This is a genomic window from Streptomyces sp. NPDC050617 (assembly GCF_040654795.1).
GTDB lineage: Bacteria > Actinomycetota > Actinomycetes > Streptomycetales > Streptomycetaceae > Streptomyces.
This window is the reverse complement of the sequence record NZ_JBFAIS010000031.1, coordinates 89,124-110,134: the sequence shown is the minus strand read 5'-3', so window position 1 is coordinate 110,134 and position 21,011 is coordinate 89,124. Positions and strand designations below refer to the sequence as shown.

The following is a 21,011-nucleotide window of genomic DNA, read 5'->3' as shown; positions in this document are numbered from 1 at the left end:
GTCAGGCCGGTCGGCGGGCCTCGTCGACGAGGAGGACGGGGATGCCGTCGCGTACGGGGTAGGCGAGGGCGCAGTTCTCGCTGCCGCACACCAGCTCGGGGGCGCCGTCCTCGGTGGTCTCCTCGCGGAGGGGCGCGTGGCACGCCGGGCAGGCGAGGATCTCCAGGAGACCGGCTTCGAGCTGCATGGGGGTTCCCTTCGGGGCGGGCAGACGCGTCGCGGCCAGCCTACCGCCGGGTGGTGGAAGGCCGCCTTGGCGGGGCGGGGCGGCTCCGCCCGGCGCGCCCCCGCGTCGTACGCGCGTGGTGCCTACGCGCGCACGATGCCGAGGACCTCGTCCCGTACGCGCTCGACGGTCGCCTTGTCGCGCGCCTCCACGTTGAGGCGCAGCAGCGGCTCGGTGTTGGAGGGCCGCAGGTTGAACCACCAGTCGGCGGCGGTCGCGGTCAGCCCGTCGAGCTCGTCGAGGGCCGTGCCCTCGCGCCCCTCGTACGCGGCCTTGACCGCGGCCATCCGGTCGGCCTGGTCGGTGACGGTGCTGTTGATCTCGCCGGAGGCGGCGTACCGGTCGTACTGGGCGACGAGCGCGGACAGCGGTCCGCTCTGCTCGCCGAGCGCCGCCAGGACGTGCATCGCGGCGAGCATGCCCGTGTCGGCGTTCCAGAAGTCGCGGAAGTAGTAGTGCGCGGAGTGCTCGCCGCCGAAGATCGCGCCGGTGCGGGCCATCTCCCCCTTGATGAAGGAGTGCCCCACGCGAGTGCGTACGGGCTCGCCGCCGTGCTCCTTGACGACCTCGGGCACGGACCAGGAGGTGATCAGGTTGTGGATGACGGTGCCGCCCGGGTGCTTGGCGAGCTCGCGGGCCGCGACGAGGGCGGTGATCGCCGACGGGGCCACCGGGTCGCCGTTCTCGTCCACGACGAAGCAGCGGTCGGCGTCGCCGTCGAAGGCGAGGCCGATGTCGGCGCCCTCGGCGCGGACCCGTGCCTGGAGGTCGATGATGTTCTTCGGGTCGAGCGGGTTGGCCTCGTGGTTCGGGAACGTGCCGTCGAGCTCGAAGTACATCGGGACGAGCTCCAGGGGCAGCCCCTCGAAGACGGTCGGCACGGTGTGCCCGCCCATGCCGTTGCCCGCGTCGACGACGACCTTCAGGGGGCGGATGGAGCCGAGGTCGACGAGGCCGCGCAGATGGGCGGCGTAGTCGCCGAGGACGTCACGCTGGGTGATCTCGCCGGGCGTGCCGGCCGCCTCGGGGCCCGGGCCGCCGTCCAGCCAGCCCTCCACGAGGGTGCGGATCTCGGCGAGGCCGGTGTCCTGGCCGACGGGGGTGGCGCCGGCCCGGCACATCTTGATGCCGTTGTACTGGGCGGGGTTGTGCGAGGCGGTGAACATGGCGCCGGGGAGCGAGAGTTGTCCGCTGGCGAAGTACAGCTCGTCCGTGGAGCAGAGGCCGATCTCGGTGACGTCCACGCCGCGCGCCGCCGCCCCGCGTCCGAACGCGCGGGAGAGCCCGGGGGACGACGGCCGCATGTCGTGGCCGACGACGATCGCGCTCGCGCCGGTCACCTGGGCGAAGGCGGCGCCGAAGAACTCGGCGAGCGACTCGTCCCACTGGTCGGGCACCACGCCGCGCACGTCGTACGCCTTCACGATCTGCGACAGATCAGCCACAGCCAACCCCTCCTGGAGTCCGGTTCGGGGAGACAAACCTACCTGGCGGCGTCCTCGATCCGGCCCATCGCCGTACGGCCGGTCACGGTGGCGTCCGGCGGGGTGCGGCAAGGGGCGTACGGGGTGCGCGGCGATGAGGGGCGGGGGGCGGGTCCGTCAGGAGTCGGGCGAGCGCAGGACCCTGAGGTGGCCGCGGCGGGCGACCTCCATCGGGTCGGCCTCCCGGCCGTTGGGGCCGACGGGCCCCGTGCCCTGGCCGCCCGGTCCGCGGGACGGGCGGTCCTGCGGACGCGCGGCCTCGCGCACCGCGTTGGCGAGCGCTTCGAGGTCGTCGCTGCTGTGCCGGGCCGGGCCGGTGTCGACGGCGAGGCGCACGACGTCCCAGCCGCGCGGCGCGGTCAGCCGCTCGGAGTGCTCGGCGCACAGGTCGTAGCAGTGGGGCTCGGCGTAGGTGGCGAGCGGTCCGAGAACAGCGGTCGAATCCGCATAGACGTACGTCAGCGTCGCGACGGCGGGGCGACCGCACGCGGTGCGCGAACAGCGACGTACAGGGCTCACGACGTTGGACGGTACCGCACTCTTGAGCGGGCCGCGAAGAATCCACGTGGGCTCACCCCTCCGTGTCGTCCCGTTACGTCCGCTGTGGGCATGGCCGGAACCGCCTCTCTGACCTGCGAGAGGCCGATGGGGTTGAGGTTCCGAAAGTAATGATTCCTGTCACAGCCCGGCGCAATTCGTGTCATCCGGTACGAGTTCACCGGTCCGGTAGGTGGCTGTAATTGATCGCAGGCGTGACTGAAATGCTCATCCGGCGACATGCCGCGCGCTGGGCGTCGACCGCCGGGCCGCGGCCCGGTGAGGGCTACTCTCATACGTGATGGACAGCTCCGATCCACCCCGCAACTGCGAACCGCGGCCGCGCCGCCGCGACCGCCACGGACGCGGCATGCGCGGGCCGATCGCACCGCCCCAAGTGCCGCTGTCGGTCAGCCGCGGCGATGCCTTCGTCGACCTCGTGCACGACTCGGTGGAACGGCTGGAGCGGCGCTGGCCCCAGCTTTCCAAGGTCGACTTCGCCGTGCGCGATGTACCCGGCGCCGAACCGGGCCCGGACGACGACGCCCTGGCACTCGGGGCGTTGGACGCGCTCGACTCGCCGAACGGCGATTCCGTCCCGCTCGGGCGCTATGTCGCGGCGCACGGCGACGCCCCGGACCGGATCGTGGTCTACCGCCGCCCGATCGAAATACGCACCAAGGGCCGCGACGAGCGCGCGCTGCTCGTGCACGAGGTCGTCGTGGAGCAGGTCGCCGAACTGATGGGGCTGGCCCCGGAGTCGGTGGATCCGCGATACGGGCAGGACTGAGCGGAATCACCGACACGAACGGACAAACCGGCGCATTATTCCGAAATCGACCGTAAGTAACCGGACTTACGGCCGAAAGCGGAATGGCCTGTACGGGTCACGTCAGCCGGAAACAGACCGATCGAAACCGGACAGCACCGGGCAGCGGTGGTCGGGGCCCGTCACCGGCCCCCGACCGCCAACCCCCGGGGGCCCGGTCTCGTTTCTTCCGATCTGCCGCAGCCGTTTCAGTCGTTCAGCAGCGACAGCCGCTGCTCCGCCTCCGGGACCTCGACCGTCCCCCGGTCGTCGGGCAGCGTCTGGATCGTAAACATCGGAACGCCGCCCTCCGGCAGCGCCAGCATCCGCGAGGCGTACACCGGTCCGCCGGAGGTCTTCTCGACCGTCACGGCGAACGCGCCCTTGCCGCCGCCCGGCTTCGGCGGATCGACGGCGAGCGTCGTGCCGGCCTTGACCGTGTAGTTCTTGCTGACCGGGGCGCCGCCCTCGCTGCCCGCGGAGGAAGTGACCTTCACCTCCGCGTCCTTCGAGGTCGCGACCAGGGAGAGCGTCGAGCCCTTGGCGCGGTTGTCGGCGACCGTGCCGCGCTCCTCGATGGGCCTCGTCGCCGGGATGAACGCCGTCTCCTGCTTGTCGCCCTTGCCGCGCGTCACCCGCAGCGCCGCGACCACCTTGCCGCTGCCGCCCTCCGAGGTCAGCAGCAGCGAGCCCGTCTCGCCGTGGGTGACGTCGCCGAGGTCGGCGGTGGCCATCATGCCGCTCTTGACGTGCAGCGACTCATGCCCGGCCGGGGTGAACGAACTGCTCTTCCCGGCGAGCTTGACCTTGAGGTCGGCGTCGCTGCCGCCGGGCGCGAAGGCGACGAGCCGCACCGAGGTCGCGTCCGCCGGCACGCCGGGGAACACCGCGCCGGACGACTCCTCGGCGGAGGCCGGCAGCCAGTCGCCGCCGGTCTTCTCGTCCGACGCCTGGACCGCGGCCCCCACGCGCCCCGAGCGGGCCGCGACATGGAGCACGACGTCCTCCGCGGGGGCGCTCGTCAGGGTCGACAGGAGCACCGGCACGGTGGACCGGGGCGGGATGTTGATGCCCTCGCCGGTGGGGGCCTTGATACGGCCGTCCTTGCCGTACAGCTCCAGGTCCACGACGGCCGGGGTGCTGTCCGGGTTGGTCAGGTGGGCGTAGTCCTGGCGGGACTTGCCGGTGCTCGCGCCGGGGAACCAGAAGGACGTGTCGGGGGCCGCGCAGCTCAGGCCCTGTACGCCGCGCCCGCTGCCCGCGCTGATCGTGGTGGTCTGCTGCACGCTCCAGCCGGGGGCGAGCGCGCCGTCGGCGGAGCCGAAGAGGGCGGGGGCGTCGGAGCTGTCGGTGGTGGCGGTCACCGGTTTGCCGGGCTCCTTCACCGAGACGACGGGCTTGGCTCCATCTTTGGGGTCTTTGGAGTCTTTGGGGTCTTTGGAATCCTTCGAGTCCTTCTTCCCCTTGTCCTTCCCCTTGTCGTCCTTCTTCCCTCCGGAGCCGCCCGACGAGGGCCCCGCGACGGGCAGCATGTCGGCCGTGGGCTTGCCCGTGGACTTCTGGGACCCGTTCGCGCCGCCCTTCCCCTGCGGGGTGAACGCGGTGTAGGTCGTCTCCCCGACCTCCGAGGACGGAGGCGGCGGGCACACCAGGGTCGAGCGCTGTACGGGCAGCCGCTCGGCCGTCTTCGCGGTGGTCTGGGCCGTTCCGGAGGGCACGGTGACCGCGGCGACGCCGGTGACGGCGGCGAGCGCGGCGACGGCGCCGAAGAAGGTCAGGGTGGTGCGGTTCACTGGTGCTCGCTCCCGTCGCGGTGCGGCTGGGTTCCGTTGCCGTACGCCGTGTCGTAGGGCTGCTGCCCGCCGTAGGCGTACGGGTCGTACTGGCTGCCGTCATAGGGCTCCGCCGGATACTGGCCGTCCGGATACTGGCCGTCCGGATACTGGCCGTCCGGATACTGCCCCGCCGGGTACTGGCCGCCGTCCTGGTACTGACCGTCCTGGTAGCCGCCCTGATAGTGGCCGCCGCCCTGGTAGTGCCCCTCCTGGTAGGGGTCGCCCTGGTGCTGCTGCCCCTCCTGGTACGGGTCGCCGCCCTGCTGCCCGTAGTCCGCGTAGCTCCGGCTGTCCCACTCCCCGTACTGCCCCTGCTGCGGCACCGCGTACGGGTCCGCGAACTGGCCCGCCCCTTCCGGCGGCCCGTCGTCTCCGGGGTCCCCGTCCTCGCGCCCGTACGGATCCGCCGCGGACTCCCCGTCGGCGGCCGGCTGCGCACCGGTCTGCTCGGCCTCGGCCGCCGCCCGCAGCCTGCGCGCCCGGCGGCCCTCCCCCGACGCGGCCTGCGCCGGTACGGCCGCGGCCTCGGCCTCCGGGAGGTCGTCGTCGACCTCGCGGCGGCGGCCCGGCAGCGCGAGCACCAGCAGCACGACGGCCAGCAGCCCCTGCGCCCACACCCACGCGGTGTGCGCCAGCGGGGTGTCGTACGTGAGGTCCAGCCGGCCGCCGCCCGCCGGGAGCTCGAAGCCCTGCGCCCAGCCGCCCACGGTGGTGGCCTTGAGCGGCTTGCCGTCGAGGGTCGCCTGCCAGCCGGGCGCGGCCCGGTCGGCGACGCGCAGCACGCGCCCCGCGGGGCCGTCCGGGATCGTGCTGTGCGCCTCCACGGGCCCGGCCGCGACCGGCACCGGCGGCGTCGCCGCGCCCTGCCCGGCGCCGTCCTTCGCCGCGTCGACCACGGCGACGCGCGCGACCTGCTGGTCCACGCGCCACAGCGAGCTGCGGTCCTCCTGGCTGAGCCGGGTCAGGCCCGGCGTCGCGTCCAGCACCCGGCCGAGCGGCTTGGCGCTGTCGCGGAGGAGGACATAGCCGACGGCGTACTCGCCGAGCCGGCTGGTCTGGTCCGCGCCGGAGCCCGCGACGAGGTTGGCGACGACGCCGTCGAGCTGCTTGTCGGCGCCGCCGGCCGTGGCCAGCTCGGCGTCGCCCAGCCGGGCGCCGGAGCCCCGTACGAGCGTGTAGGCGACGTGTGCGGGCTCGCCGCCGAGCACGAGGGTGCGCGCCTGGTCCCGCGTACCGGCCTCCTCCGCGACGAACGCGGGGACCTGCACCGGGTCCCGCCGCTCGACCGGGCCGTCCGCGCCGCTGATCATCCAGCTGGCGGCGGCGACCACGGGGGCGGCGGCCGCGGCGACCGCGATGAGGGCGGCGACGGGCTGCCGCCAGCCGAAGCTGAGCCCCGTGACGCGCGTACGGGCGCCCTCCGCGCCGACGACGGCCGCGCCGATCAGGGCGATGCCGTAGACGAGGGAGGCGGGGCCGGCCCAGCCGGAGCCGTTGGCGAGCGCGGCGAAGAGCAGGCCGACCAGGGCCGCGGCCCACGCGCAGCGGACGGCGGGCTGCCGGTCGCCGCGGAGCAGCGCGGCGAGCGCCGCCAGCACGATGCCGAGCAGCAGCAGCCCGCCGAAGGTCTTGGGGCCGCCGGGGTCGATGGAGAGCAGCTGGAGGGCGGAGGCGGCGCCGTGTGTGTAGTCGAGTCCGGCCTCGGTGAGGAAGCGGCCGGGGTGGGTGAGGAGCGACAGGGACCAGGGCGCGAGGGCGATCAGCGGCGTGCCGACGACGGCGAGGAATCGCAGGCCGTGGGCGAGCAGCGCCTCGCCCCGGCCGACCACGACGCGTACGAGCAGGGTGACGACGCCCAGGACGAGGGCGATCGGCCAGACGACGGGGGTGAAGGCGGCGGTGAAGGTCAGCAGCAGCGCGTACGTCCAGACCGCGCGCCAGCTCGGGCGGGCCTTGGGCGTGCGCACCCCGCTGGCGGCGACGGCGGCGCGCGCCATCAGCGGCAGCAGGATGGCGAGCACGGCGGTGCCGAGCCGGCCGCCCGCGAGCGCGCCGGTGGCGGCGGGCAGGAAGGCGTACGCGACGGAGGCCCAGGCCCGCAGCTGCCGGGAGCCGACGAGCGGCCGGGAGGCGAAGTAGGCGGTGAGGCCGGCCAGCGGCACGGAGCAGACCAGCAGCAGGGTGAGCGTGAAGCCGGTGGAGCCGAGGAAGAGCGTCGAGAGGGTCGCGAGGATCGCCAGGTAGGGCGGTGCGGTGCCGGTGTTGCCGGTGCCGACCGGATGCCAGCCGTCCAGATAGCTCGACCAGAGGGCGGAGACGTCGGGCGCGGGCAGCAGCGCGCCGCCGGACAGCGAGCCGCCGCCGATCAGCGCGCGGCAGGCGACCAGGGAGACGAGCAGCAGGGCGGCGAAGAGCACCGGCGCGGGCCGCCGGGCGATGCGCTTGAGCCGGGCGAACTGTTCGATCTCCAGGAAGTCCGCGTCGTCGCCGCCGGGCCCGGACTCGACGCCGCCGTGCCGGCCGGCGGAGGACAGCTCGGGTTCGGAGCGGCCGCTGAGGTTGCCCGCGACCTGTTCGAAGGTGGCCCGTACGGTCGCGCCGGGCGGCGGGAAGAGCGGCCGCAGCTCGCTCGCCTCCACCGCGGGTTTGCCGCGCCGCTTGCGGGCGGCGAGGATCCGGCCGGGGCGCAGCAGCGTGCCGAAGAGGCCCGCGAGTTCGTCGAGCGCCTGGCCGGGGACCTTGCCGACGAGATAGGCGAGGGTGCGCAGCAGGGTGCCGATCACGAGCCGCGCCATGACGTACGGGAGGGCGGCGGAGCGGCTGTTGGCGAGGAGGGTGTAGACGGCGCCGGCCTTGTCGACGCGGTGCGGGTTGGCGACGGAGCGGCCCACGCAGTCGACGGGGCGGCGCTCGCGCGCGGACGCCTCCGCGTGCCGCAGCACGGCGTCGGGGGCGACGAGCACCCGGTGCCCGGCGGCCTGGGCGCGCCAGCACAGGTCGACGTCGTCGCGCATGAGGGGCAGCCGGGCGTCGATGCCGCCGAGTTCGTCCCAGACGTCGCGGCGGATGAGCATGCCGGCGGTGGAGACGGAGAGCACGGTGCGTACCTGGTCGTGCTGGCCCTGGTCCTGTTCGCGGCGTTCCAGGCCGGTCCAGCGGCGGCCGCTGCGGGCGATGGAGACGCCGACTTCGAGGAGTTGCCGGCGGTCGTACCAGCTGCGCAGCTTGGGGCCGACGATCGCGGCGTGCGGGTCGCTGTCGGCGACGCGCAGGAGCTCGGCGAGCGCGTCGGGTTCGGGCGCGCAGTCGTCGTGCAGCAGCCACAGCCACTGGACGGGTTCGCCGTGCGGCAGGTCCGGCATGTCGTAGGCGTCGTCGCGCCAGGTGCGGCTGACGGGGTCCCAGCCGCTGGGCCGCTTCAGATAGGGCAGGTCGTCGGGGGTGAGGACGGCCGCGGAGCGGACCGCCTCCTCGACGGCGGTGCCGAAGCCGCTGCGCCGCGCGAGGTGCAGCACGTGGTCGGCGCCGAGGGCCTCGGTGAGCAGCTGGGCGGACGCGTCGCCGCTGCCGGTGTCGGCGCCGACGGCGTTCTGCACGGGCCGTTCCTGGCCGAGGAGACCGCTCAGGGCCTGGGGCAGCCATCGGTCGCCGTCATGGGAGACGAGCACGGCGGTGACGACGTGCCGCGGGAACTCGGGGGTGGCGGCCGGGTCTTGGGCGGCTGCCGACTGACTGTGCACGGACATCGAGGTACGGGCCCTCCGGCCGGGGTCCCAGGGGTCGCCCCCCGGATAGCTGCGTGCTTGGACTGCGATGGACGCCCGCGCCCCGTGGGGTCGTTGGTGCGTCGCGGACGGCACCCCACACTAATGGTTCGCCGGTGTCCGCCGACCGGGTCCGTACGAGCCGGCCGCCCGGAACGCACGGCGGCCCGCCTCCGGCGGGCGTGGTGCCGGAGGCGGGCCGTGCGGTATGTGCGCTTTCGCAGTGTGTGAGTCGCAGTGTGTGCGGTCGGAGTGCGTGCGGTCGGAGTGCGTGCAGGGTGAATCACGTGCGTTTCGCGACGCAGGGATGCGGCCTCGGCCGCATGCGGTCCTCCGTCAGACCGCGGCCTTCTTCAGGCGGCGGCGCTCGCGCTCGGACAAGCCGCCCCAGATGCCGAAGCGTTCGTCGTTGGCGAGGGCGTATTCAAGGCACTCGGAGCGGACTTCGCACGCAAGGCAGACCTTCTTCGCCTCGCGCGTGGATCCGCCCTTTTCCGGGAAGAACGATTCGGGATCGGTCTGGGCGCAGAGTGCGCGCTCCTGCCAGCCGAGCTCCTCGTCCGCCTCCTCGACCAGCAGTTCCTGAAACAGCTCGGTCATGTGCGCCCCTAGTCTGTCTTTGCGTCCCCGTGATGTTGCCGTTACCGAATACGGCTGAACGACACGAGTGAAATTACAAGTGTGCCGATCCGGGCCAGTCAAGCCGAGATCTGCTATTGGGCCCCTTATTCACTCTGCGGAACCAAGGCTATGCGGAAAGTGTTCAAATCGCCATAAGACGGGACACACCCTCTCGCCCGCCGCGCATCCCCTCCCTGAAGGAAGGGACGCCGTGCGCGGCGATCCCGTTGCACCTCATGCGACGGAGGGCGTTTACGGGTGCACTTGATGCGCCACCTCTCCCGATGCATGGCGGCACAAACCTTTCGTTGAGCACTTTAACCGGATGAGGTGAAACATTATCCCCAAACCGGACATCTGGTTGACAAGGGGAGTCACCAGCCGCTCTTCTTGTTGCATGCCAGCGACCTCCACGCTCTGCCTGACCCGTTCCTACGGGTCCCGTTGCGCTGTGCAGGCACGCTGTCGCTGTTCCAGCTGTTGACGCCACCGAGCTCCAGCTGAGGCGGGCGCGCCGGGCGCGCACCGTCCCACCCGCACGGACCTCCGCGGCCGCCCACCGGCGCAGCCGGGTCCGCGCCGCGCCCGACCCACGGCGTCACTTCGCATCTCCGGGCTCATGCCGCACTCCTGCCCCGTGACTCCTGACTCATGGCCCCCTGGGCCGTGCGCCCGGCTCGCGGGCCGCGAGCCGGGGCTCCAGCCGAACGCCCGCCGCACTCCTGCCGAGACCCTTGCCGAGGAACTTCCGCACATGAACAGCGACGTCCAGATCGCCGGCGACCCGCTCGCCATCCCGCACCTCCTTCCCCCCGTCGCCGCCCACCCCTCGACCGTCGCCGGGTTCGCCGGCCTGGCCACCGCCATCGCGGCCGACCGCGGCGGCTGGGCGCACCTCGTCCGCTACGACGCGGCCAGCCGCTGGTACCACCGGCTGCGCACCGGCCCCGGTTACGAGGTCTGGCTGCTGAGCTGGGTCCCCGGCCAGGGCACCGGCCGCCACGACCACGGCCCCTCGTCCGGCGTCCTGACCGTGCTGGACGGCGAGCTGACGGAGCACTCCGCGGCCGAGGACCCCGCGCGGGCGGGCGGCACAGCGCGGCTCCGCCTCGGGGCGGGCGCGCAGCGCATCTTCGCGCCCGGCTACGTCCACGAGATCGTCAACGACTCCCTCGAACCGGCGGTCAGCCTGCACATCTACTTCCCCGGCCTCACCGAGATGCCCATGCGCGGCCCGCGGTGCGCGGCGGCGGCCCGCTGACGTACCGACAGGCGGCGCTCCGGCGCCCGCCACCGGCCTTCAACACGTCGGCCCGCGGCTGACAGACTGGCCCCATGCAGCGCATTGTGGTTCTGGCCGGCGGCATCGGCGGTGCCCGCTTCCTACGCGGCCTCAAGTCAGCAGCTCCCGACGCGGAGATCACCGTCATCGGGAACACCGGCGACGACATCCATCTCTTCGGCCTGAAAGTCTGTCCCGACCTCGACACCGTGATGTACACGCTCGGCGGCGGCATCCACGAGGAGCAGGGCTGGGGCCGGGCCGGGGAGACCTTCGCGGTCAAGGAGGAACTGGCGGCGTACGGCGTCGGGCCCGAGTGGTTCGGCCTCGGCGACCGCGACTTCGCCACGCATATCGTCCGCACCCAGATGCTCGGCGCCGGATACCCGCTCAGCGCGGTGACCGAGGCGCTGTGCCAACGGTGGAACCCCGGCGTCCGGCTGCTTCCGATGACGGACGACCGCGTCGAGACGCACGTACTGGTCGACACCGACGAGGGCCGCAAGGCCGTGCACTTCCAGGAGTACTGGGTGCGGCTGCGGGCGTCCGTGCCCGCGCACGCCGTCATCCCCGTCGGCGCCGAGCAGTCCAAGCCCGCGCCCGGCGTCCTGGAGGCGATCGCGGCGGCGGACGTCGTGCTCTTCCCGCCGTCCAACCCCGTCGTCAGCGTCGGCACGATCCTCGCGGTGCCGGGCATGCGCGAGGCCATCGCGGACGCCGGGGTCCCGGTCGTCGGCCTGTCCCCCATCGTCGGCGACGCGCCCGTGCGCGGCATGGCCGACAAGGTGCTCGCGGCCGTCGGCGTCGAGTCCACCGCCGCGGCCGTCGCCCAGCACTACGGCTCCGGGATGCTCGACGGCTGGCTCGTCGACACCGTGGACGCCGCGGCCGTCGAGCCGGTGGAGGCCGCGGGCATCCGCTGCCGCGCCGTGCCGCTGATGATGACGGACCTCGACGCCACGGCGCGGATGGCCCGCGAGGCGCTCGATCTCGCCGAGGAGGTACGGGCGTGAGCCAGCCGCCGGCCTTCCGGGTGTGGGCGCTGCCCGGCCTGCCCGAGGTGCGGCCCGGCGACGACCTCGCCAAGCTCATCGCGGCCGCGGTGGACGAGGGCGGGTCCGCGGGGCTCGTCGACGGCGATGTGCTGCTGGTCACCTCCAAGATCGTGTCCAAGGCCGAGGGCCGGGTCGTCGAGGCGACCGACCGCGAGGCCGCGATAGACGCCGAGACGGTCCGGGTCGTCGCCCGGCGCGGTCCGCTGCGGATCGTCGAGAACCGGATCGGCCTGGTCATGGCCGCCGCGGGCGTCGACGCCTCCAACACGCCCGCCGGGACCGTACTGCTGCTCCCCGAGGACCCCGACGCGTCGGCCCGGCGCATCCGGGACGGGGTGCGGGCAGCGCTCGGCGTCGAGGTCGGCGTCCTCGTCACCGACACCTTCGGCCGCCCCTGGCGCAACGGGCTCACCGACGTCGCCATCGGCGCCGCCGGGGTACGGGTCCTGGACGACCTGCGCGGCGGCGTGGACGCGCACGGCAACGCCCTGGAGGCGACGATCGTCGCGGCGGCGGACGAGCTGGCCGCCGCCGGGGACCTGGTGAAGGGGAAGGCCGAGGGGCTGCCGGTCGCGGTGGTCCGGGGGCTCTCGCACCTGGTGCCGGGCGCCTCCGGCGGGGGTACGGACGATAGTGCGCGGGCGCTGGTGCGGGTCGCCGCCGAGGACATGTTCCGGCTGGGGACGTCGGAGGCCGTACGGGAAGCGGTGACGCTGCGGCGTACGGTCCGGGAGTTCACCGCAGAGCCGGTCGACGGGGCCGCCGTGCGGCGCGCGGTCGCCGCCGCTGTGACCGCGCCCGCCCCGCACCACACCACGCCGTGGCGGTTCGTGCTGCTGGAGTCGGAGCACGCGCGTACCGAACTGCTCGACGCGATGCGCGACGCGTGGGCGGCCGATCTGCGCGCCGACGGCTTCACGGAGGAGAGCGTCGCCAAGCGGCTCCGCCGGGGCGACGTGCTGCGGAACGCGCCGTATCTGGTGGTGCCGTGCCTGGTGATGGACGGCTCGCACACCTACCCCGACGCGCGCCGCAACGCGGCCGAGCGGGAGATGTTCGTCGTGACCGCCGGGGCCGGGGTGCAGAACTTCCTGGTGGCGCTGGCCGGTGAGCAGCTCGGGTCGGCCTGGGTGTCGTCGACGATGTTCTGCCGCGACGTGGTGCGGCGGGTGCTGGAGCTGCCGGAGGACTGGGATCCGATGGGGGCGGTGGCGGTGGGCCGCCCCGCCGCGCCGCCCCGGCCCCGGCCGGAGCGCGACGCCGACGCGTTCGTAGCGGTGCGGTAGCCGGTCGAGGTCACGACCACCGTGGCGGCCTCGTGAGCGGGGCCGCCGGTCATGCGGACGGACGGCGTCCGGCTACAGCGCGCGGATGTCGTTGACGGAGAAGCGCGGCGCGCGGCGGGGCGGGGTGCGGCCGGTGAGGAGGATGAGGCGGCAGGCGCGGTGGCGGTGGCCCGCGTAGGGGGCCAGCAGGTCGAGCATGGCCGCGTCGTCCGTGCCGCGCTCGCCCGTCAGCGCGTAGCCGATGATCTTCGGCAGGTGGAGGTCGCCCACCGTCACGGCGTCCGGCGAACCATTGCTGCGTTGCAGGGTCTCGGCGGCCGTCCAGGGGCCGATGCCGGGGACCGCCTGGAGGCGGGCGGCGGCGCGTACGTCGTCCATGCCCGCGGCCTCCTCCAGGCGGCGGGCGACGCGGGCGGCGCGCAGGATCGCCGACGAGCGCTTGCCGTCGACACCGGCCGTGTGCCACTCCCAGGACGGGATCAGCGTCCAGCCGCGCGGATCGGGCATGACGCGCATGCCGTCGGCCGGGCCGGGCGCGGGTTCGCCGTGGCGCCGCAGGAGGATGCGCCAGGCGCGGTACGCCTCGTCGCTGGTGACCTTCTGCTCCAGGATCGAGGGGATCAGCGATTCGAGGACCAGGCCCGTACGGATCAGGCGCAGGCCGGGGTGGCGGCGGTGGGCCTCGTGGACGAGGCGGTGCCGGGGGGTGAAGTCCGCCGCGTCGTCGTGCTCGCCGAGCAGGGCGGGCGCCCGCGCCAGCAGCCAGCCGGCCCCCGGCCCCCATGCCTGTGCCGTGGCCTCGCCGCCGGCCACCGCGATGCGGACGGTGCCCGGCCCGTCCGGCGTCCTCGACGCCCGCCAGACGGAGCCGTCGGCCGCCGCCCGGTAGGCGGGGTCGCCCGGCCCGCGCCCCAGGACGCCCAGGTTGCGCCTGAGGTCATGGCGGTCGTAGGGGCCGGTGAGCCCCCAGGTGCGGGTGTCGGACATCGGACCAGGGTACGGGCCGGGCGCGTACGGCCGGTCTCCGGCCGGGCCCGCTACTGGTCCGAGGAGAAGCGGACCGCTCCCGCCCCCAGGTCCGCGCCGCACCACACCCGCACCCCGTCGCGCAGCTCGTTGTCCGGGCCGACCGTGGCGCCGTCCCCGATGACGCCGCCCTCCACGACCGTCCGCGCGCCCACGCTGGCCCCCGCCCCGATGAGCGAGTCCACGACGCGCGCCCCGGCCTCGACGACGGCGCCGTCCAGCACCGTGCTCCCCTCGACGCGCGCGCCCGACTCGATCCGGGCGCCCTTGCCGATCACCGTGCCGCCCGTCAGTTTGGCGTCCATGGCGACCAGCGCGCCGTCGATGACCAGGCGGTCGCCGCAGCGGCCGGGCACGGCCGGGGACGGCGCGCGGCCCAGGACCAGGTCGGCGGAGCCGCGGACGAACGCCTGCGGGGTGCCGAGGTCGAGCCAGTAGGTGGAGTCGACCATGCCCTGGAGGTGCGCGCCGGCGGCGAGGAGGTCCGGGAAGGTCTCGCGTTCGACGGAGACGGGGCGGTCGTCGGGGATCGCGTCGATCACGGAGCGGTTGAAGACGTACGCGCCCGCGTTGATCTGGTCGGTGACGATCTCCTCGGGGGTCTGCGGCTTCTCCAGGAACGCCGTGACCCGCCCGGAGTCGTCGGTCGGCACGAGGCCGAAGGCGCGCGGGTCGTCCACGCGCGTGAGGTGCAGGGAGACGTCCGCGCCCGCGGTGCGGTGGGTGGCGACGAGGGCCTCGATGTCGAGGCCGGTGAGGATGTCGCCGTTGAAGACGAGCACCGGGTCGTCGGGGCCGGACCGCAGCCGGTTCGCGACGTTGCGGATGGCGCCGCCGGTGCCCAGCGGCTCCTCCTCCGTGACGTACTCCAGGTGCAGGCCGAGGGCGGAACCGTCGCCGAAGTACGGCTCGAAGACCTCGGCCAGGTAGGAGGTGGCGAGCACGATGTGCTCGACGCCGGCCGCGCGGGCCCTGGCGAGCTGGTGGGTGAGGAAGGGCACGCCCGCCGCCGGGACCATCGGTTTGGGCGTGTGCACCGTGAGCGGGCGCAGCCGGGTTCCCTTGCCGCCGACCAGGAGGATCGCTTCTGGCGATTCAGTCAACGTGTATCTCTGCTTCCTGCTGGGGCCGGCCGTGGTCGGCGGCCAGTGTATGCAGACAGTTAAGGCGTGGCCTTCGCCCGGTCAGGGGTACGGGGCCGGGGTTCAGCGCCCCTGGAGGCGGGCCGAGACGGCGCGGGCCGAGCCGAGCTTCCGGTACAGCCGGGCGCCGGGGCATTCGGTGGCGAAGCCGTCGCGGTGGCCGGAGATGACATGGAGCTTGACCCGAGCCCCCTTCTTGAAGCGGTTGCCGCCGCCCGACACGAGACGGGTGGTGCCGCGCGGGTTGGCGCCGTACAGGCCGAGCTTCCAGGCGGTGAGACGGGCCACGGCCTTGACCGCGGCTGCGGGCGGGTTGGCATGTGCGAACGAGCCGAGGACGGCGATGCCCATGCTGTTGCTGTTGAACCCGAGAGTATGGGCGCCCATGACGGGTTTGGCCACACCGCCCGCCCGGCCCTCGTAGACGGTGCCGCACTTGTCGATGAGGAAGTTGTAGCCGATGTCCCGCCAGCCGCTGCTCTTGACGTGGTAGCGGTAGATACCGCGAATGACCCTGGGCGCCTGGGAGCAGCGGTAGTTGTTGCCGGTGGCGCTGTGGTGGACGAACGCGGCCTTCACGGTCCGGGTGTAGCGGAACCGCCGCTCGCGCAGCCCCTCGTTCGCGCCCCAGCCGGACCGGGTGACGATGCGGGGGCGGGGCCCGATGCGGCGGCGCATCTCGGCGGCGCGGGCGTCCTCCTCCTCCAGCTTGCCGTCGTGGACGATCCCGTCGTGGGGCGCCGTCCCTTCGTGGACGGCCCCGCCGGGGCGCGTGTCGTCGTGGCGCGTGCCGTCGTCGGAAGTGTCGGAGGCGTCGGAGGGCCCGTCGCCGATCCCCTCGGCGGTCCGGTCGGCGATCCCGTCGCCGATCCCGTCGCCGATCCCGTCGACCACCGCCGCGTCGGCCTCGGACTCGGCCTTGTCCAGCGCCGGGATCTCGGTCGCGCCCAGGGGCGCGAGCTGCGCGTTCACGTCGGAGCTGGCGGCCTCCTCCCCCGTCGGCACCGGGCCGGCGGCGCGCTCGGCGGGGGTCGGGTCGGCACCGGGGTCGACGAGGTCGAGGCGGAGCCCGGCGGGCAGGGCGGCGTGCGGCGCGCCGCCGCGCCGGCCCTTGGCGTGGCCCGTGCCGCCGTGCCGGCCGGCGGCCTTGGGGCCGCGGACCCGGACCTGGACGCCGTCGGAGTCGCCGACCCACAGCGGCGCGGTCGTGCCGTGCGCCCGGCGGCCGCGCGCCTCGGGCGAGTCGGCGTCGGGCCGGTCGTCGTCGTGGGTCTGCACGTCCTGCCAGCCGGACCAGACGTGGGTGCGGGCCGCGCGGGTACGGACCTGGACCCGGCCGTGGAGTTCGGCGGCGGGGTCCTTCCAGACGACGCCGAGGAGGGAGAAGGGCCGGACGCGGCGGGCGGCGAGGCCCATCTCGGCGGCGCCGCCGGCGCGGTCGGCGGCGGTCCCGAGGTCGACGAGCGGCAGCGACCGGGTGGAGCCGGGTACTCCCGCGGACGAGGGGGCGGGCGCGGCGGCAGCGGTTGCGTTTGCGACGCCGGACCGTACGGCGGCGGCGCCGGAGGGGGCGGTGAGCGGGAGTGCCAGGACGGCCGCGCAGGCAACGGCCGTCGAGGAGGCGAGGAGTGGACGCATGGAAAAATCGTGAACAAAGGTGGCATATCTGTCTATTCGTGAGCTGACGGCCCCTCGGCCGAACCGGTGGCCCGCCGCCCGGCCGGGGACGCCCGTACGGCTGATGCGCGGCGCGCCCGGCGCGTACCCTGGCGGCGATGAACGCCACCGATCGCACCCCCGCCGACCTGCTGCGATCCGCCCTCGCGGCGGACCCGGCCCGCCCGCTCGTGACCTTCTACGACGACGCCACGGGCGAGCGCGTCGAACTCTCCGTGGCCACCTTCGCCAATTGGGTGGCGAAGACCGCCAATCTGCTCCAGGACGACCTGTCCGCCGAGCCCGGCGACCGGCTCGCGCTGCTGCTGCCCGCGCACTGGCAGAGCGCCGTCTGGCTGCTGGCCGCCTCGTCCGTCGGCGTCGTGGCCGACGTCGGCGGCGACCCGGCCGCGGCCGACCTGGTCGTCAGCGGCCCGGACGCGCTGGAGGAGGCCCGCGCCTGCTCCGGCGAGCGCGTGGCGCTGGCCCTGCGCCCGATGGGCGGCCGGTTTCCGCAGCCGCCGCAGGGGTTCGCGGACTACGCGGTGGAGGCGCCGAGCCAGGGCGACCGGTTCGCGCCGTACGCGCCGGTGGACCCGGACGCGCCCGCGCTCGCGGTCGGCGGCCTGGAGCTGACCGCCGCGCAGGCCGTCGACCGGGCCCGCGCGGACGCCGCCTCGCGCGGCCTCGGCCCGGGCTCCCGGCTGCTGTCCGGCCTGCCGTACGACACGTGGGAGGGGCTGTCCGCCGGCCTGCTCGCACCCCTGGCGGCGGGCGCCTCGGTCGTCCTGTGCCGCCATCTCGACCGGCTGCCGGAGCCGGACCTGGCCCGGCGCGTGAACGACGAGCGGGTCACGGTGACGGTGTCGCGGTAGCGGCCTCCTCACCGCCCGGCTCGGGAGCCCACCACCCGTCCGGGCGCACGGCGCGCCGGGTCCCCGGGCCGCGGGGCGCGCCGCGCGCGATGATCGGCGGTACGTACGGCCGTGCTCCGCCCCTCACCCCGGCGGCGGGCCCCGGCCCGGCGCCGACTCCGTGAGGGATGGACGCATCCGTGACCGACCGCCCAGGCTTCCCGCCCGCCGCCGACCCGGACGCCCCCGACCCGGAGGCCACGGCCCCGGCGCGGCGCGGGCGCCGCTGGCTGCGCTGGGCGGCGCTCGGCGCGGCGGTCCTCGTGCTGGCGGCCGGCGGCACCGCCTGGTGGCTGTACGAGCAGCTCGACGGGAACATCAAGACCGACACGGACACCGCGCGCGAGCTGGCCCGCTACGAGTCGGAGCGCCCGGTGGCGGCGGTCGCGGGCGCGCGGAACATCCTGGTGATCGGCTCGGACACGCGCGGCGGCGGCAACGGCGAGTACGGCGAGGACAACGGCACCCAGCGCTCCGACACGGCGATCCTGCTGCATCTCGCCGCCGACCGGCGCAGCGCCACGGCCGTCTCGCTGCCGCGCGACCTGATGGCGGAGATCCCCCGCTGCCGCAAACCGGACGGCGCGCACTCCGAGGCGCAGTTCGCCCCCTTCAACCGGGCGTTCGAGGTCGCGGGGACGGCCTGCACGATCCGTACGGTCGAGAGGCTCACCGGCATCCGCGTGGACCACCATGTGATCGTGGACTTCACCGGCTTCAAGAAGCTGGTCGACGCGGTCGACGGCGTCGAGGTCTGTCTGCGCTCCCCCATCGACGACCGCAAGGCCCATCTGCGGCTGCCCGCGGGGCCGCAGACGCTGCGCGGCGAGAAGGCGCTCGGCTTCGTGCGGGCCCGCTACAGCATGGGCAACGGCAGCGACACCGACCGGATGGGGCGTCAACAGGAATTCCTGGGTTCGCTCGTGAAGAAGATGCAGAGCGACGGGGTGCTGCTCAACCCGGTGCGGCTCTACCCGGTGCTGGACGCGGCGACCTCCTCGCTGACCACCGACGCGGGTCTCGACACCCTCCGCAAGCTGTACGACCTGGTGCGCGAAGTTCGGGGGATTCCGGCCGGAGGCGTCCAGTTCATGACGGTTCCGCGCCGCCCGTATGCGTACAACTCCGACCGGGACGAGCTCGTCGAGCCGGACGCGCGAAGGCTTTTCGACGCCCTGCGCAACGACAGGACCGTTTCAGTCGTCAAACAGATCAGGACAGATGACGGGGGACCGGCGGGCGGCGAGGAAAGCCCCGGTCCGTCGGCGGGTCCAGGTACTCCGAGTACGCGACCGCCGCGCTCCCCGCAGCCGAGCGCCGAGCCGACGTACGAAGGAACTACCGCAGAACAGGATGTATGCAAGTAGAGGGCGCAAAAGGCACGCTCGGTGGCTCGAATGGATTGGGCAGATTGCCCAGTTGTAGGGAAGTGGAATTTGTCACCGGCGTCGCTTGACGCTGAACTGGGCGGATAGTGTGAGCGATCCGGTGCGCACGGCCGGGTCGACCGCGCACTGCTTTCAGACGACTTGACCGGAGCGCCTCGCGGGGGAAGGCGCCGCGTGGCACCGACGGAGGACGCAGGCGACCGTGGACGCGCAAGGCCGTGGGCAGGCGGGCGATATGGACCCCGCCGACCAGTGGGTGCTGAACCCCGACACCGGCAGCTATGAGCTGCGGATCAACCATGCCGCGGACGCGGCTTCCGGGCAGTCCTCCCCCGCCGGCGCGACCAGATCCTCCGCCCCCGCCACCGCCGGCGCGGCCAGACCCGCCGTCCCCTCCCCCGCTTCTCCGGCCGACGGCTCCCCCGCCGGCCGCTCCGCCGCCCCGCCGGGCCGCCGGGGCGTACCCGATCAGCGGGGCCGGCGGGCCGCCGGCAAAGGCTCCGGCCGGCGCAAGGCGAAGCCGAAGGCGTCGGGCAAGAAGAAGGCGCTGACCTGGACCGGCGGCGTGCTGGCCTTCCTCCTGGTCGGCGGCTCGGTGACCGGCTACCTCGTCTACCAGCACTTCAACAACAACATCGACAAGGTCGACGTCGGCGTGAACAACGCCGCGGTCATCGACGGCCCGGTCAACATCCTGGTCATCGGCACGGACAAGCGCGACGGCAAGGGCAACAAGGGCTACGGCGACAACGGCAGCGTCGGCCACGCCGACACCACGCTCCTCTTCCACGTCTCCGAGGACCGCTCCAACGCCACCGCGCTCTCCATCCCGCGCGACATGATCACCGACATCCCCGACTGCGAGGTCAAGGACGACGGCGGGGAGAAGAAGACGATCCCCGGCTCGCACAAGGTGCGCTTCAACGAGAGCCTCGGCCAGGAGGGCCGCGACCCCGGCTGCACCTGGCGCACCGTCGAGAAGATCACCGGCCTGAAGGTCAACCACTTCATGATGGCCGACTTCAACGCGGTCAAGGAGCTGTCCTCCGCCGTCGACGGCGTCGAGGTCTGCCTCGGCAAGGACATCGACGACCCCGACTCGCACCTGAAGCTCGGCAAGGGCCGGCACACCGTCAAGGGCGAGCAGGCGCTGGCCTTCGTCCGTACCCGGCACTCCGTCGGCTTCGGCGGCGACCTCAGCCGGATCGAGCTCCAGCAGCAGTTCCTCAGCTCGATGATCCGCAAGATGAAATCCGGGGGCACGCTCACCAACCCCGCGAAGCTGTACGACCTCGCGGACGCGGCCACCAAGTCGCTGACCGTGGACACCGGCATCGGCAGCGTCAGCAAGCTGACCTCCGTGGCCAAGGACCTCAGCAAGGTCGACCTCAAGCACATCACCTTCGCCACCGTCCCGGTCCTCGACAACCCCGAGGACGGCCCGGTCAAGAAGACGGTCATCCTCGACAAGGCGAAGGCCGAACCGCTCTTCTCCATGGTCAGGCAGGACACCTCGCTGACCGAGGTGAAGGAGAAGGAGAAGCAGAAGGAGAAGGCGGCCAAGGACAAGCAGGCCGCGCTCCTCAAGGGCCCCAAGGCCGCCCCCGCCGACGTGCGGGTGCGGGTCTTCAACGGCAGCGAGAAGCTCGGCGCCGCCCAGGACACGCTCTCCTGGCTGCAGAACTCCCAGGGCATGCTCCGCACCAGCAACGGCGGCAACGCGCCGGGCGGCAAGAAGCAGGCGACGACCACGCTGGAGTTCGCCCCCAACCAGGCCGATCAGGCGCGCCGGCTCGCCGCGGCCATGGGGCTCCCCGCCTCCGCCCTCAAGCAGGGCACGCAGAACGCGGCGCCGATGGCCGAGATGAAGCTGGTCCTCGGCGCGGACTTCAAGGGGGCGGGCGCCCCCGTCGGCGCCCCGTCGAAGGCCCCCGCGGGCATCCAGAAGGTCGAAGCCGACGACAAGAACATCTGCGCCAAGTGAGCC

General features: G+C 73.6%; 16 protein-coding genes. 7 read left to right on the top strand and 9 right to left on the bottom strand.

From position 1 onward, the window contains the following. Window position 1: 1 nt before the first annotated feature. The 3 genes from AB0I49_RS32005 to AB0I49_RS31995 all read right to left on the bottom strand — a co-directional run bounded on the left by AB0I49_RS32005 (window position 2) and on the right by AB0I49_RS31995 (window position 2,271). On the bottom strand, window positions 2-187 hold the full coding sequence (locus AB0I49_RS32005) for a Trm112 family protein (RefSeq protein ID WP_363230646.1): 186 nt from the start codon (window positions 185-187) through the stop codon (window positions 2-4). A gap of 122 nt (window positions 188-309) precedes the next feature. Beyond that, window positions 310-1,671, bottom strand: coding sequence for a phosphomannomutase/phosphoglucomutase (locus tag AB0I49_RS32000; protein WP_363230645.1), 1,362 nt, complete (start codon window positions 1,669-1,671; stop codon window positions 310-312). A 156-nt stretch (window positions 1,672-1,827) separates the two neighbouring features. After that, the gene (locus AB0I49_RS31995; RefSeq protein WP_363230657.1) at window positions 1,828-2,271 is read right to left on the bottom strand and encodes a DUF3499 domain-containing protein; all 444 of its coding nucleotides are present in this window, start codon (window positions 2,269-2,271) and stop codon (window positions 1,828-1,830) included. Window positions 2,272-2,548: 277 nt separating this feature from the next. Between AB0I49_RS31995 and AB0I49_RS31990 the strand changes: the two genes are divergently transcribed. After that, complete coding sequence (locus AB0I49_RS31990) at window positions 2,549-3,037, top strand: metallopeptidase family protein (protein ID WP_363230644.1); 489 nt, start codon at window positions 2,549-2,551, stop codon at window positions 3,035-3,037. A gap of 227 nt (window positions 3,038-3,264) precedes the next feature. Here AB0I49_RS31990 and AB0I49_RS31985 read toward each other — a convergent pair whose 3' ends face one another. The 3 genes from AB0I49_RS31985 to AB0I49_RS31975 all read right to left on the bottom strand — a co-directional run bounded on the left by AB0I49_RS31985 (window position 3,265) and on the right by AB0I49_RS31975 (window position 9,254). Beyond that, the gene (locus AB0I49_RS31985) at window positions 3,265-4,848 is read right to left on the bottom strand and encodes a DUF5719 family protein (RefSeq protein ID WP_363230643.1); all 1,584 of its coding nucleotides are present in this window, start codon (window positions 4,846-4,848) and stop codon (window positions 3,265-3,267) included. After that, window positions 4,845-8,636, bottom strand: coding sequence for a glycosyltransferase (locus tag AB0I49_RS31980; RefSeq protein WP_363230642.1), 3,792 nt, complete (start codon window positions 8,634-8,636; stop codon window positions 4,845-4,847). Before AB0I49_RS31980 ends, AB0I49_RS31985 begins: the two co-directional genes overlap by 4 nt. Window positions 8,637-8,990: 354 nt before the next feature. Then, the gene (locus AB0I49_RS31975) at window positions 8,991-9,254 is read right to left on the bottom strand and encodes a WhiB family transcriptional regulator (RefSeq protein ID WP_003983763.1); all 264 of its coding nucleotides are present in this window, start codon (window positions 9,252-9,254) and stop codon (window positions 8,991-8,993) included. A gap of 775 nt (window positions 9,255-10,029) precedes the next feature. Between AB0I49_RS31975 and AB0I49_RS31970 the strand changes: the two genes are divergently transcribed. The 3 genes from AB0I49_RS31970 to AB0I49_RS31960 all read left to right on the top strand — a co-directional run bounded on the left by AB0I49_RS31970 (window position 10,030) and on the right by AB0I49_RS31960 (window position 12,898). Continuing rightward, window positions 10,030-10,536, top strand: coding sequence for a cysteine dioxygenase family protein (locus AB0I49_RS31970; RefSeq protein WP_363230641.1), 507 nt, complete (start codon window positions 10,030-10,032; stop codon window positions 10,534-10,536). Between the two features lie 74 nt (window positions 10,537-10,610). After that, a complete protein-coding gene (cofD, locus tag AB0I49_RS31965) occupies window positions 10,611-11,570 on the top strand; it encodes a 2-phospho-L-lactate transferase (protein WP_363230640.1) in 960 nt (319 codons plus the stop codon). Next, entirely contained in the window at window positions 11,567-12,898 is a 1,332-nt protein-coding gene (locus AB0I49_RS31960; RefSeq protein ID WP_363230639.1) for a coenzyme F420-0:L-glutamate ligase, read from the top strand. The genes cofD and AB0I49_RS31960 overlap by 4 nt, the downstream gene beginning before the upstream one ends. Window positions 12,899-12,970: 72 nt before the next feature. Here AB0I49_RS31960 and AB0I49_RS31955 read toward each other — a convergent pair whose 3' ends face one another. The 3 genes from AB0I49_RS31955 to AB0I49_RS31945 all read right to left on the bottom strand — a co-directional run bounded on the left by AB0I49_RS31955 (window position 12,971) and on the right by AB0I49_RS31945 (window position 16,704). Next, window positions 12,971-13,885: a DNA-3-methyladenine glycosylase 2 family protein gene (locus AB0I49_RS31955; protein ID WP_363230638.1), complete on the bottom strand. Its 915-nt coding sequence runs from the start codon at window positions 13,883-13,885 to the stop codon at window positions 12,971-12,973. A gap of 50 nt (window positions 13,886-13,935) precedes the next feature. Next, on the bottom strand, window positions 13,936-15,027 hold the full coding sequence (locus tag AB0I49_RS31950; RefSeq protein WP_363230637.1) for an NDP-sugar synthase: 1,092 nt from the start codon (window positions 15,025-15,027) through the stop codon (window positions 13,936-13,938). Between the two features lie 102 nt (window positions 15,028-15,129). After that, entirely contained in the window at window positions 15,130-16,704 is a 1,575-nt protein-coding gene (locus AB0I49_RS31945; protein ID WP_363230636.1) for an N-acetylmuramoyl-L-alanine amidase, read from the bottom strand. A 137-nt stretch (window positions 16,705-16,841) separates the two neighbouring features. Between AB0I49_RS31945 and AB0I49_RS31940 the strand changes: the two genes are divergently transcribed. The 3 genes from AB0I49_RS31940 to AB0I49_RS31930 all read left to right on the top strand — a co-directional run bounded on the left by AB0I49_RS31940 (window position 16,842) and on the right by AB0I49_RS31930 (window position 21,008). Beyond that, complete coding sequence (locus tag AB0I49_RS31940) at window positions 16,842-17,597, top strand: TIGR03089 family protein (protein ID WP_363230635.1); 756 nt, start codon at window positions 16,842-16,844, stop codon at window positions 17,595-17,597. A gap of 179 nt (window positions 17,598-17,776) precedes the next feature. Beyond that, window positions 17,777-19,003, top strand: coding sequence for an LCP family protein (locus AB0I49_RS31935; protein WP_363230634.1), 1,227 nt, complete (start codon window positions 17,777-17,779; stop codon window positions 19,001-19,003). Window positions 19,004-19,226: 223 nt separating this feature from the next. Further along, a complete protein-coding gene (locus AB0I49_RS31930; protein ID WP_363230633.1) occupies window positions 19,227-21,008 on the top strand; it encodes an LCP family protein in 1,782 nt (593 codons plus the stop codon). Window positions 21,009-21,011: the final 3 nt, after the last annotated feature.